This window comes from Serratia sp. HMSC15F11 (assembly GCF_001808215.1).
Classification (GTDB): Bacteria; Pseudomonadota; Gammaproteobacteria; order Enterobacterales; family Enterobacteriaceae; genus Serratia; species Serratia nevei.
The window spans coordinates 1-11,507 of sequence record NZ_KV792508.1 but is presented as its reverse complement, the minus strand read 5'-3'; the positions used below and the strand labels follow the sequence as shown (position 1 = coordinate 11,507).

At 59.9% G+C, this 11,507-nt stretch carries 8 protein-coding genes, 3 tRNA genes and 2 other RNA genes; 10 read left to right on the top strand and 3 right to left on the bottom strand.

All coding sequences use genetic code 11. From position 1 onward, the window contains the following. Nucleotides 1-47: 47 nt before the first annotated feature. From HMPREF3138_RS22855 to pnuC, 7 genes are all read left to right on the top strand, one after another. A non-coding RNA gene (locus tag HMPREF3138_RS22855) (RtT sRNA) lies at nt 48-172 on the top strand. Between the two features lie 152 nt (nt 173-324). Beyond that, a tRNA-Lys gene (locus HMPREF3138_RS22850) sits at nt 325-400 on the top strand. A 13-nt stretch (nt 401-413) separates the two neighbouring features. After that, nucleotides 414-536, top strand: a non-coding RNA gene (locus HMPREF3138_RS22845) — RtT sRNA. 36 nt (nt 537-572) lie between these two features. Beyond that, nucleotides 573-648, top strand: a tRNA-Val gene (locus HMPREF3138_RS22840). 7 nt (nt 649-655) lie between these two features. Next, nucleotides 656-731, top strand: a tRNA-Lys gene (locus HMPREF3138_RS22835). Nucleotides 732-1,083: 352 nt separating this feature from the next. After that, complete coding sequence (nadA, locus tag HMPREF3138_RS22830) at nt 1,084-2,145, top strand: quinolinate synthase NadA (RefSeq protein WP_015376982.1); 1,062 nt, start codon at nt 1,084-1,086, stop codon at nt 2,143-2,145. A 20-nt stretch (nt 2,146-2,165) separates the two neighbouring features. Next, on the top strand, nt 2,166-2,891 hold the full coding sequence (gene pnuC / locus HMPREF3138_RS22825) for a nicotinamide riboside transporter PnuC (protein ID WP_038877544.1): 726 nt from the start codon (nt 2,166-2,168) through the stop codon (nt 2,889-2,891). 36 nt (nt 2,892-2,927) lie between these two features. On the opposite strand, the gene zitB is transcribed toward pnuC, so the two are convergent. The 3 genes from zitB to HMPREF3138_RS22810 are packed head-to-tail and all read right to left on the bottom strand — an operon-like array spanning nt 2,928 to nt 7,698. Further along, on the bottom strand, nt 2,928-3,890 hold the full coding sequence (zitB, locus tag HMPREF3138_RS22820) for a CDF family zinc transporter ZitB (RefSeq protein WP_038877546.1): 963 nt from the start codon (nt 3,888-3,890) through the stop codon (nt 2,928-2,930). Beyond that, complete coding sequence (locus HMPREF3138_RS22815) at nt 3,890-7,096, bottom strand: ATP-binding protein (RefSeq protein ID WP_038877549.1); 3,207 nt, start codon at nt 7,094-7,096, stop codon at nt 3,890-3,892. The genes zitB and HMPREF3138_RS22815 overlap by 1 nt, the downstream gene beginning before the upstream one ends. Beyond that, nucleotides 7,093-7,698, bottom strand: a complete 606-nt coding sequence (locus HMPREF3138_RS22810; protein ID WP_038877570.1) for a response regulator — start codon at nt 7,696-7,698, stop codon at nt 7,093-7,095. Before HMPREF3138_RS22810 ends, HMPREF3138_RS22815 begins: the two co-directional genes overlap by 4 nt. A gap of 212 nt (nt 7,699-7,910) precedes the next feature. On the opposite strand from HMPREF3138_RS22810, the gene aroG reads away from it, so the two are divergent. The 3 genes from aroG to HMPREF3138_RS22795 all read left to right on the top strand — a co-directional run bounded on the left by aroG (nt 7,911) and on the right by HMPREF3138_RS22795 (nt 11,476). Beyond that, the gene (gene aroG / locus HMPREF3138_RS22805; protein ID WP_038877552.1) at nt 7,911-8,963 is read left to right on the top strand and encodes a 3-deoxy-7-phosphoheptulonate synthase AroG; all 1,053 of its coding nucleotides are present in this window, start codon (nt 7,911-7,913) and stop codon (nt 8,961-8,963) included. Between the two features lie 271 nt (nt 8,964-9,234). Continuing rightward, nucleotides 9,235-10,425 carry a YjgN family protein gene (locus tag HMPREF3138_RS22800; RefSeq protein ID WP_038877573.1) on the top strand — a complete coding sequence of 397 codons (1,191 nt, stop codon included), beginning with the start codon at nt 9,235-9,237 and terminating at the stop codon, nt 10,423-10,425. A gap of 7 nt (nt 10,426-10,432) precedes the next feature. Continuing rightward, nucleotides 10,433-11,476 (top strand): M48 family metallopeptidase, encoded by a 1,044-nt coding sequence (locus HMPREF3138_RS22795; RefSeq protein WP_038877554.1) that lies wholly within the window; start codon nt 10,433-10,435, stop codon nt 11,474-11,476. Nucleotides 11,477-11,507: the final 31 nt, after the last annotated feature.

Below are 11,507 nucleotides of genomic sequence, written 5' to 3'. Positions count from 1 at the left end.
GGTCGCAGGTTCGAATCCTGCACGACCCACCATTCTTTAAGAATGGCTGCGATAGAGAATCGTAAAGGATGAGAACCGTAAAGGTTCGAGTCTCGCGAAGCGAGACAACATCACTCCGGTGATGGCCCGCAAGGGCGAGGCCAAAGGCCGAGTTATCCTGCACGATCCACCGTTCTTTAAGAATGGCAGCTTCAGGATCGGTTTGATGTGGCAAAGTAAAGGTCCGAGTCGAGTACCCGTCGAGTTGTCCTGAACATCCCCATCCTTGTTTTCCGCGAGTCGGTTTCAATAGCCTATTCGCCATCAGCAGTAAACCACATCAGTGGGTCGTTAGCTCAGTTGGTAGAGCAGTTGACTTTTAATCAATTGGTCGCAGGTTCGAATCCTGCACGCCCCACCACTCTTTGATAGAGCAAGGTGTTAAATCGTCAGGATGAGAACCGTAAAGGTTCGAGTCTCGCAACGCGAGACAACATCACTCCGGTGATGGCCCGAAGGGCGAGGCCAAAGGCCGAGTTATCCTGCACGACCCACCACTCTTTGAGAGTGAAAAATAGCAGTACCACAGAAGTGGGTGATTAGCTCAGTTGGTAGAGCATCTCCTTTACACGGAGGGGGTCGGCGGTTCGAGCCCGTCATCACCCACCACTGTTATGGGTCGTTAGCTCAGTTGGTAGAGCAGTTGACTTTTAATCAATTGGTCGCAGGTTCGAATCCTGCACGACCCACCAATTCAGAGAAAAGCGCCTTTTGGCGCTTTTTTCGTTCTGTAACATCTAAACCTGACCTTATCTTCTCGCCAGCACCGTCACCTACATTCGCGCTTTCTCGTTTCAACACCGCACCGATCGTCATCACGCTGTTCTCTGAACGGCTATACGGTCTCGTCAGGCCATTATCCGCTGTGAGCTGTGCAGCCAATGTCTGTGTTTTTTAATTCATTAAACAATAGGTGCGCAAATATGAAAATATCAGCGGACTTTTCGCGCGGTTTTAGGTATTTTGTTTAGTATATAAAACGAAGGGCGTTGCGGCAGGCGATATTCACGCGGCAGGCGCCCAGCCTAGCATGAGATTGCAGCGATGAGTGAAATGTTTGATGTCAATGCGGCGGTGTATCCCTTCCCGCCTAAACCGGTTCCGCTGGACGTAGCCGAAAAAGCCTTTTATCGCGAGAAGATCAAAACCCTGCTCAAGCAGCGCAATGCGGTGATGGTCGCCCACTATTATACCGATCCGGAAATCCAGGCGCTGGCGGAAGAAACCGGCGGCTGCGTGGCGGATTCGCTGGAAATGGCGCGCTTCGGTAGCGCCCATCCGGCTTCCACGCTGTTGGTGGCCGGCGTGCGCTTCATGGGGGAAACCGCCAAGATCCTCAGCCCGGAAAAGCAGGTGCTGATGCCGACGCTGTTTGCCGAATGTTCGCTGGATCTGGGCTGCCCGGAAGAGGAGTTTCATGCGTTTTGCGACAGCCACCCCGATCGTACCGTGGTGGTCTATGCGAACACCTCGGCGGCGGTCAAAGCGCGCGCCGACTGGGTGGTCACTTCCAGCATCGCCGTTGAGCTGATCGAACACCTGGACAGCCTGGGCGAGAAGATCATCTGGGCGCCGGATCGCCATCTCGGCAGCTACGTGCAGAAGCAGACCGGCGCCGACGTGCTGTGCTGGCAAGGCGCCTGCATTGTCCATGACGAGTTCAAGACTCAGGCGCTGCGGCGCATGAAGGCGCTTTATCCGCAGGCGGCCATCCTGGTGCATCCCGAATCGCCACAGGCGGTAGTTGAGTTGGCGGATGCGGTGGGATCGACCAGCCAACTGATTCAGGCGGCGAAAACATTGCCGCATCAACAGCTGATCGTCGCCACCGATCGCGGTATCTTTTACAAGATGCAGCAGGCCTGCCCGGACAAGGAGCTGTTCGAAGCGCCGACCGCCGGAGAGGGGGCGACCTGTCGCAGCTGCGCGCATTGCCCGTGGATGGCGATGAATGGCCTGAAGGCGATTGCCGAAGGGCTGGAGCAGGGGGGCGCGCAGCATGAGATCCACGTGGACGCCGCGCTGCGTGAGAAGGCCCTGGTGCCGCTGAACCGCATGCTGGATTTCGCCGCTCAGCTTAAGATGCAGGTTAAAGGCAACGCTTAACCGTTTAAAAGGATGACTTCATGAGCTTCTTCAGTACCAGCAATATTCTGGTGCACATTCCGCTTGGCGCGGGCGGTTACGATCTGTCGTGGATCGAAGCCATCGGCACGCTGTTCGGGTTGCTGTGCATCTGGTACGCCAGCAAGGAAAAAATCATCAACTACCTGTTCGGCCTGATCAACGTCACGCTGTTCGCGGTGATTTTCTTCCAGATCCAGCTGTACGCCAGCCTGCTGTTGCAGCTGTTCTTTTTCGGCGCCAACATATACGGTTGGTATGCCTGGAGCCGCCAAACCCAGGATAATCAGGCTGAGCTGCAGATCCGCTGGCTGCCGTTGCCGAAAGCGTTGGCCTGGGCGGCGGTTTGCGTCATCGGCATTGGCCTGATGACCTTTAACATCGACCGTGTGTTCGCCTGGCTGACGCAGGTTGCGGTGGCGGTGATGCAAGGGCTGGGGCTGAACGTGCAGATGCCCGAGCTGCAGCCGGACGCGTTCCCGTTCTGGGATTCGGCGATGATGGTGCTCTCCATCGTGGCGATGATCCTGATGACGCGCAAGTACGTGGAAAACTGGCTGCTGTGGGTGGTTATCGACGTCATCAGCGTGGCGATCTTCGCCTACCAGGGGGTGTACGCGATGGCGCTGGAGTATGTCATTCTGACGCTGATTGCCCTGAATGGCTCCTGGCTGTGGATCAAGAGCGCCGGGCGCAACCGTTCCAACCCGCTCTCGTCCGCACCGTAGCAACGGCAGAGGGCGCCGTGGTGGCGCCCTCTTGGCTTAGTGACGATGTCCCAGATGGGAGTGCGCTTCGGCATGTGAGTGTTCACTCGGCTCCGGCGCCCGGTTGATACCGCAGTCCGGTGTCTCGCAGTGCCGGTACTCCATCTGAATGGTCACGTGGCCAATCTTGTAGTGTTCCAACAGATAAGCCTGAATGCGTTGCAACAGCCCATCGTGGTCATGCGGCGGGATCACCTGCGCATGCAGCGTCATCAGCTTCTGTTCGCCGATCTGCCAGACATGCACGTGATGGATGTTGCGCACTTCCGGGATATTCAGGCACAGGTCTTTTTGCAGCTTGGCGATATCGACCTCCTGCGGCGTGCCTTCCAACAGCTCGTGGAAACTCTCCTTCAGCAGCCGCCAGGCGCTGCGTAGCACCAGACAGGAGACCAGCACCGACAGGATCGGGTCAATCGGCGTCCAGCCGGTGGCAAGAATGACGATGGCGGCGACGATAGCACCCACCGAACCGAGCAGGTCGCCCAGCACATGCAGCGCGGCGGCGCGCACGTTGATATTTTTCTCTTCGCTGCCGCGATGCAGCAACCAGAAGGCGAACAGGTTCGCCAGCAGCCCCGCTACGGCGATGATCAGCATCGGGGTACCCATCACCGGCTGCGGTGCGAAGAAACGCCGTATCGCCTCCCACAGGATGAATACCACGATCACCAGCAGCGCCGCGGCGTTGAGGAAGGCCGCCAGGGTGGTGAGGCGCAGATAGCCGAAGGTGTGGCGCGCGTTGGGCTTGCGCTGGGAGAAGTGCACCGCCATCAGGGCCACCAGCAGCGCGGCGGCATCGGTCAACATATGGCCGGCGTCGGCCAACAGCGCCAGCGAGCCGGACAACAGGCCACCGACCACCTCGGCCACCATAAAGACGGCGGTGACTAAAAAAGCGGTCAGTAGGCGTTTACTATTACTGTCTTTCGGCAGGTGTACGTGTGGAGTGTCCGACATTATTCATCCTTATGCATAGCGAAAGAGGGGGCGGCGGCGAGCAGGGCGTCCAGCTCCGTTTCTATCTGCGCCACTAACGCCTTTAATTTAGTATAAGCGGCGGCGGCAAGCTCGCCCCGACGTGCGGTATCCACCAGCTGCTGGCACAGCTGCGCGGCTTCCGGCAGCTGCAGCATCAGCAGGCTGCCCTTGATGCGGTGCGCCGCCTGCTCCAGGCGCGGCCAGTCGCTCGCGGCGACGGCGTCCGCGAGCCGCTGCCGGTCTTGGCGCAGCGTATCGCCGAGCGTCTGCGCCAGCCGCTGCAGCATGGCGCGATCGCCACCTGCCATTTCGGCCAGCGTTTGTCGCAGGTCAGTAAGGACTGACTTTTCTTCCTGAGCCTGCGGTTGCTGAGCCAATACCTGGCCGATCGCCGCCAGTGAAATCGGTTTGGTCAGGAAGTGGTCGATCGCCACCAGCCCCGGCGGGATGCGGGTAAACTCCTGCACGTCTGCCGAGCAAAGCACGATGCGGCAAGGCGGGCGTTGCAGCCGATGTTCGTCGCGGCGGATCAGCCTGGCCAGCGTCAGCCCGTCCGGGCGCGGCATGTTATAGTCGATAAACAGCAGATCGAACGGTTGCCGGCGCTGGGCCTTCAACAGCGCATAGCCTTGTTCAAAGCGGGCGGGTTGCAGCCCGAAGTGGCGCAGCTGGCGTTCCAGCAGCAACAAATTGGTGGGGTGATCGTCGATCAGCGCGGTACGCAAGGCGGAAGACGGCAGAGCATAGGTGTGCTCCTCCTGGGCGACAGCCGGCGCGGCGCCGTTCAGCTCGACCGGTATCGCGACCTCGACGCGGGTGCCGACGCCCGGCTGCGAGTGCAGCTCGATGCGGCCGCCCATCTGTTCGACGATCTCTTTGCAGATAGACAGTCCCAAACCGGTGCCCTGCACCGAAATGCGTTGCGCGCCGCGCGCGCGGTAAAACGGTTGGAACAGCTTGCCTATCTCATCGGCGGCGATGCCGCAGCCGCTGTCGTTCACCGTTAATCGCAATTCCCCCTGCCGCTCATCCTGCGCGCGCCAGCCGATCTCGACCTGAATAGTGCCGCGCGGTGTAAACTTTATCGCGTTGTTTATCAAGTTGTTAGCCACCTGAAGTAAACGCTCACCATCAATTATCACCGCCTCCGGCAGCGCCGGATCCGCCAGCACGCTCAGCGTCAACGGGCGTTCGCCGATCAGCGGCCGGTAAAGGGCGTCGATGCGCGCTACCCAGGGGTGCAGCGCCACCGGTTTCGGCGCCAGCGTCAGCGAACCGGTTTCCAGCCGGGCGTGATCCTGCAGGTCGTTGAGCAGATTGAGCAGCGAAGAGGCCGAGCTGTATATCACCGGCAGGCCTTCCGGCGCGGGTTGGCGTTTGAGCTCCAGCTCCAGCAGGCCGAGGATGGCGTGCATCGGCGTGCGCAGCTCGTGGCTGACGGTGGCGAGGAATTTGCTCTTCATGCGGTTTTCCGCCTCGGCGCGGCGGCGCGCGTGCTCGAGTTCTTCGCGTTCGCGTTTTTCACGGCGCTGCAGCATGAAACGGCGCAGCGTTAGCGCCAGCAGCAGCACGGTGGCGGCGGCCAGCAGCGCCAGCAGCCAGGTGGTCTGCGGCGGCATACGGTTGTCATTCACTGCGTCGATAAGATTGCTGCGGTCGACGATCCACTCGTCGCGCAGCGATTGCAGGGTGTCCGCCGGGATCTGCATCAGATTCTTATCGAGGATCGCCAACAGAAGAGGTTGATCGCGGCGCACGCCGAAGGCCACCGGGTAGGGGATGTTGTTGGCGGCAAAGGCCAGCTTGATGGCGCCGGAATAGCGCGACAGCGCCAAAAAGTTGGCGGAGATGACGTTATCCACCAGCGCATCCAGCTGGCCGTTGGCCAGCGCGTCGTACATCGACTTGCTGTCGGCGAAGCTGACGGTCTGCTCCTGTTCCGGCACCAGCCCCAGCCCCTGCGCCAAATCGCCCTGCAGCACGCCGATGCGCTTGCCGGCCAAATCGCTCCAGGTGGAAATGCCGTCGGCGTGCTGGCCAACGTAAACGCCCCACAGCGAACGGTGGATCGGCATGCTGGCGCCGTAGCGCGCCTTGACGCCGCGCGCCAGCGGCAGGGCGGCGCGGAAGCTGGCCTGGCCGGACTGCACCAGCTGATCGGCCTGCTCGGCGTTGCGCGCCCACAGCGGTGCGAAACGCAGCCCGGTGTTTTGCGCGATGATGTTGAGAATGTCGATGGCGTAGCCGCGCGGCTGGCCGTCAGAGCCGCGGTAGGCGAACGGGAAGTTGTTCTCGATGGCGGCGTAGTAAACCACGCGGTGGCTCGCCACCCAATTCTTCTCCATCGTCGTCAGGTCGGCATTGCCGGTGTCGAGGTAGCTGGGGATCTTTTTGCTCCAGCGGCTCTGCAGGGCGTTCATCAGCTCCATCGGCGCGTCGGCGATGGCGGTGTCCAGCGTGTCTATCAGCCGTGAGTCGGCGGCGGCGAACACAAAGGACAGGTTGCCCAGATTCTCGTTGCTTTCAATCTGATAGAGCTGGCCGAGCTGCAGTTGGTCGATGATAAAGCTGGCGCTGGCCTCGTCGGCGATAAAGTAGTCGCTGCTGCCGTTGAGCAGCGAGTAGACCGCCTGCAGATTGTTGTCGTAGCGCTGGATCTGCGACGCCACGGCCTGCAGAGCGCCGCCGGACTGCATGTCGGTCAGCGCGCCGATCGCGACGCGGGCGTTGGCGGAGTTGAGCATCACCGGCCGATCGTTGCTGCGATCGCGCAATACGCGCAGGTTGCTGACGTAATAGGGCTGAGAGATCGCCAGGCCGTGCAGCGCCTCACTCTGCGGGATGCCATACAGCAGATCGATCTTGCCGTCGTGCAGCGCCTGCTCCAGCTGCGTCAGATCGGCAAAGCCGTAAATGGCGAAGCGAATGCCGGTTACCTGCTGGATATAGCCGAGGTAGTCGGCGTTCAGCCCGTACAGATCGTCGTCCACGATGATGTTGTACGGGCTGGTGTTCTCACTGATGATGCCGATGCGCAGCGTTCGGTCGCGCCAGGGGTTTTTCTCGCCGACGATCAGCATGTTCTCGGGGGTATTCAGGTTGCTGACCAGCTGATAGCGTACCGGCTCCGCCGCCTGCGCCAGACCGCACCACAGGAGCAGCAGCAGCAGAGCGCGGCGCATCATGGCGCCAGCTCTTTAAACACCGCCACCAGCTCCAGCAGGTTGCCGGCGCCGGTTTTGCGCTGGATGTTCTTCTTGTGCGTGCTGACGGTCTTGTTGCTGATGTGCAGCCGATCGGCGATCTGCAGGTTGGACAGCCCCTGGCTCAGCAAGCCCAGCACTTCGAGCTCTTTAGGAGTGAGCAGCCCGCCGTCTGCCGTCGGCGCTTCTTCGGCCAGCGCGGCGGCGGGGAAGTGGGTTTCACCGTCCAGCACCTGCTCGATCGCCTGTACCAGCTCTGCCAACGAGCTGCCTTTATTGACGAAACCGTTGGCTCCGGCGGCATGGGCCATGCGCGCATAGACCTCGGCCTCCTGCGCGGTATAGATCAAGATCGGCTGCTGCGGGTAGCGGCGGCGGATTTTTTTCAACAGCTGCAGCCCGTCGACCTGCGGCAGGCCGATATCCAGGATCACCAGGCCGAAAGCGGCCTCGGCCAGCAGGGCCAGCGCCTGGACGTCGTCCTGCGCCGCCTGCAGGCGGTAGGGGCGGGATGATTTCATTAGCGCCGCTTCCAGTGCGACATGAACCACCGGGTGGTCATCAACTAATAACAGAGAGGGCATGTTCAACTCGGGTCGCTTTATATTCCGATCGCTAGCATAGCGAAAAAGGAGGCTCTGCGCTCCCCTGATGAAACAGCACAATATGCTGTTAATTTGGCGGTTCCAGCGGAGGGGGGCAAAGGTGATTTACAGCGCCATTCCCACAGGCTAGATTGTTGGGATCTACACCGTTACGCACTGCGAAATACCCCTCGATACCGAATGGAAAAGCTATGAATTACCAAAACGACGATTTACGCATTAATGATATTAAGGAACTCTTGCCGCCGGTGGCTTTGCTGGAGAAATTCCCGGCCACTGAACGCGCAGCAAAGACGGTGTCCCAGGCCCGCAGCGCAATTCACAATATCCTCCGCGGCAGCGACGATCGCCTGCTGGTGGTGATTGGCCCTTGCTCTATTCACGATACCCAAGCCGCCAAAGAGTACGCGGGGCGCCTGCTGGCGCTGCGTGAAGAACTGAAGGGTGAGCTGGAAGTGGTCATGCGCGTTTACTTCGAAAAACCGCGCACCACCGTGGGCTGGAAAGGCCTGATCAACGATCCGCAGATGGACAACAGCTTCAACATCAACGACGGTCTGCGCCTGGGGCGCAAGCTGCTGGTGGAGATCAACGACAGCGGCCTGCCGGCCGCCGGCGAATTCCTCGACATGATCACGCCGCAGTACCTGGCGGATCTGATGAGCTGGGGCGCCATCGGCGCGCGCACCACGGAATCGCAGGTGCACCGCGAGCTGGCCTCCGGCCTCTCATGCCCGGTCGGCTTCAAGAACGGCACCGACGGCACCATCAAGGTGGCGATCGACGCCATCAACGCCGCCGGCGCGCCGCACTGTTTCCTGTCGGTAACCAAGTGGGGCCACTCGGCGATCGTTAACACCAGCGGCAACGGCGACTGTCACATTATTCTGCGCGGCGGCAAAGAGCCGAACTACAGCGCGGCGCACGTGAAGGACGTCAAAGCCGGCCTGAGCAAAGCCGGGCTGCCGGCGCAGGTGATGATCGATTTCAGCCATGCCAACAGCAGTAAACAGTTCAAAAAGCAGATGGACGTGAGCGCTGACGTTTGCGGGCAGATTAGCGGCGGTGAAAAAGCGATCATCGGCGTGATGATCGAAAGTCACCTGGTGGAAGGCAACCAGAACCTCGAAAGCGGCGAACCGTTGGTTTACGGCAAGAGCGTGACCGACGGCTGCATCGGCTGGCAGGACACCGAAACCGTGCTGCGCGATCTGGCAGCGGCGGTGAAAGCGCGCCGCGGTTAATCGCGAAAATGACAAGGGCCAGGCAGTGGGCCCTTGTTTTAATTCTCATCATTGCACTTCTCTATCTCCCCCTTCCGATAATTTAAGGCTTACAATTAATAGGCCAATGAAATCATTAAGCGACCTTCTTCGCATTATTCCTATTTAATAAAAGAATAATTGTCACTGCTCATGGCATTGTGCTTATATAAGACGCTTTTTTATTCCACAAACCCCGCATGACAAATAAGCGGGGAGTGGTATGACCTATTCCTTTCAGGACGAAAGAATTATGACAAGCAATACCTCGCAGCCGCTGGGGCTGCACCGGATTAAATTCCATGGGAAAGGCGGCGAGTACTTCGCTATTTGGTTAGTCAATGCATTATTGACCATCGTGACCCTGGGCATCTATTCCGCCTGGGCGACGGTGCGTCGTCGCCGCTATTTTTACGGCAACACGGAATTGGACGGCGATCGTTTCGATTACCATGCGCAGCCGCTGCAAATTCTGAAAGGGCGGCTGTTGGTGATCGGTGGCATCATCGTGTTTTATATCCTGCTGGCGGTGGCGCCGCTGCTGGGGCTGCTGGCCTTATTGGCGTTGCTTGCCCTGCTGCCATGGGTGGTGATTCGCAGCTGGCGCTACAATGCGATTATGTCGAGCTATCGCGGCGTACGTTTTAATTATGTTTGCCGCACCGGGCGTGCTTATTGGTCGCTACTGTTCTGCCCGCTGTTACTGATTATCGGGCTTTATGTCGGCTTAATCATTTTGCTCAGTATTGGCAGCAGCTTTGACAGCATTAACGCCATCGGCCTGATGCTGGTGTTGACGTTGCTGTTGGCCGTGCCGGCATTCGCCGCCGTCAACGGTATTATTAGCGCGCTGCAGCACGATCTGTACGTTAATAATCTGTTCTTCGGCCGCACGCCGTTTATTGCCGAGCTGAAAAAGTCGGCCTTTATCAAATTTGCCTTGATCGGCCTGCTCATTTTCCTGCCGTTTATGTTGGCGGCGCTGGTGTGTATGGGGTCGTTCATGCTGTCGCTGTACCAAATGGTATTGATGGGCATACTGACGGATGAAACCGCTGACTTGCTGGTGTTGGAGAATATTGGCAGCCTGCTGCTGATGATGGTGGTGTTGCTGGTTGGCGCCTTGATTGCCGGCAGCTACCAGATTGTCGCCCAACGCAACTATCTGTATAACCAAGCGACGCTGAATGGCAACGTTAAACTGCGCTCTTCCATGCAAACCCTGCCGTATATGGGGCTGTTGATCACCAATACCCTGATCACGCTGTTCTCTCTCGGCTTTGCTGCGCCGGTGGCGGAAGTGCGTCACGCCCGTTATCTGGCGGAGTGCACGGCGGTTGAAGGCGATCTGGCATTGCTGGACATCGCGGCGCATCAGGAAACCGCCAACAGCGCGGTGGCCGAAGAAGCGGTGCAGGCGCTGGATCTGGGCGGCAGCTTCTGAGGCGCCAATGATCCTTGAGGGCGCCTACCAGTTGCCGGGGCGGGCCGCACGTGAGGCGGCCCGCCTGCTGGTGAACGAAAGCGGTGAGGGCGTGACGCTGCAGCGGCAGGATGAGCAACGTTACATCCCCTTGGCGGACATCACCGTCTCTGCGGCGCTGGGCAATATTCCGCTGACGCTGACCTTTAAGGACGGCGCGCGCTTTGTGCCGGACGACGACGCGGCGTTTCGCCGCTGGTTCTATCAGCGCCGTTCGCCGGGCTGGGTGCATCGTCTGGAACGCCACAAACGCGGCGTCGCTCTGGCGCTGCTGATGACGCTGCTGGCGGCCGTGGCCTACATTTACGTCGTGCTGCCGTGGGCGAGCAGCGAGATCGCCATGCGAATCCCCACCTCGGTAGAACAAACGCTGGGCGAACACACGCAGACGTTTTTAAGCCAGAGCGGCTTCAAGCCCTCTGCACTCCCGGCCGAGCGGCAGCGGGCGTTGCAGCAGCTGTTCCGGCAGGTGATGCCGGCTGAGATGCGCGAGGAGCGTACGCCGCTGTCGTTGAAGCTGATGGCGGTGCCCGGTGCGCCGAACGCCTTTATGTTGCCGGACGGCACGCTGGTGCTCAGCGATAGTCTGGTCGCCCTGGCGAAAAACGACGATGGGCTGGCGGCAGTCATGTTGCATGAGATGGGGCACCACGCTCATCGTCACCCGATGCGCATGTTGGTGCGTTCGTCGCTGGTGGCGTTGACGCTGATGTGGATGACCGGCGACGTCAGCGGCATCGGCGATACGCTGCTGCAGTCTGCGTCCTTCGTGAATGAGATGCAGTTTTCCCGCGGGATGGAGCGCGAGGCGGATGCGTTCGCGATAGCGGAAATGCAGCGCCAGGGGCGTTCGCTGGCGCAAATGGCGGCGATCTACCGCGCGTTGGCGCAGGCCCCTGAACGAGAAAAGGCCAATGAATGGGCGCCGCCGGCCTGGCTCAGCACCCATCCGGCAATGCAGGAACGGTTGGACGCGGTGAACGAGGCGATGGCGCAGCAGCCGCGACAGTAATAAAAAAGGTTCATCGCGCTTTAGCGTGAAC

Excerpts from the sequence above, each read along its gene's own strand:
- nadA (WP_015376982.1), top strand. The coding sequence starts at position 1,084 with ATGAGTGAAATGTTTGATGTCAATGCGGCGGTGTATCCCTTCCCGCCT.
- pnuC (WP_038877544.1), top strand. The coding sequence starts at position 2,166 with ATGAGCTTCTTCAGTACCAGCAATATTCTGGTGCACATTCCGCTTGGC.
- zitB (WP_038877546.1), bottom strand. The coding sequence starts at position 3,890 with ATGTCGGACACTCCACACGTACACCTGCCGAAAGACAGTAATAGTAAA.
- HMPREF3138_RS22815 (WP_038877549.1), bottom strand. The coding sequence starts at position 7,096 with ATGATGCGCCGCGCTCTGCTGCTGCTGCTCCTGTGGTGCGGTCTGGCG.
- HMPREF3138_RS22810 (WP_038877570.1), bottom strand. The coding sequence starts at position 7,698 with ATGCCCTCTCTGTTATTAGTTGATGACCACCCGGTGGTTCATGTCGCA.
- aroG (WP_038877552.1), top strand. The coding sequence starts at position 7,911 with ATGAATTACCAAAACGACGATTTACGCATTAATGATATTAAGGAACTC.
- HMPREF3138_RS22800 (WP_038877573.1), top strand. The coding sequence starts at position 9,235 with ATGACAAGCAATACCTCGCAGCCGCTGGGGCTGCACCGGATTAAATTC.
- HMPREF3138_RS22795 (WP_038877554.1), top strand. The coding sequence starts at position 10,433 with ATGATCCTTGAGGGCGCCTACCAGTTGCCGGGGCGGGCCGCACGTGAG.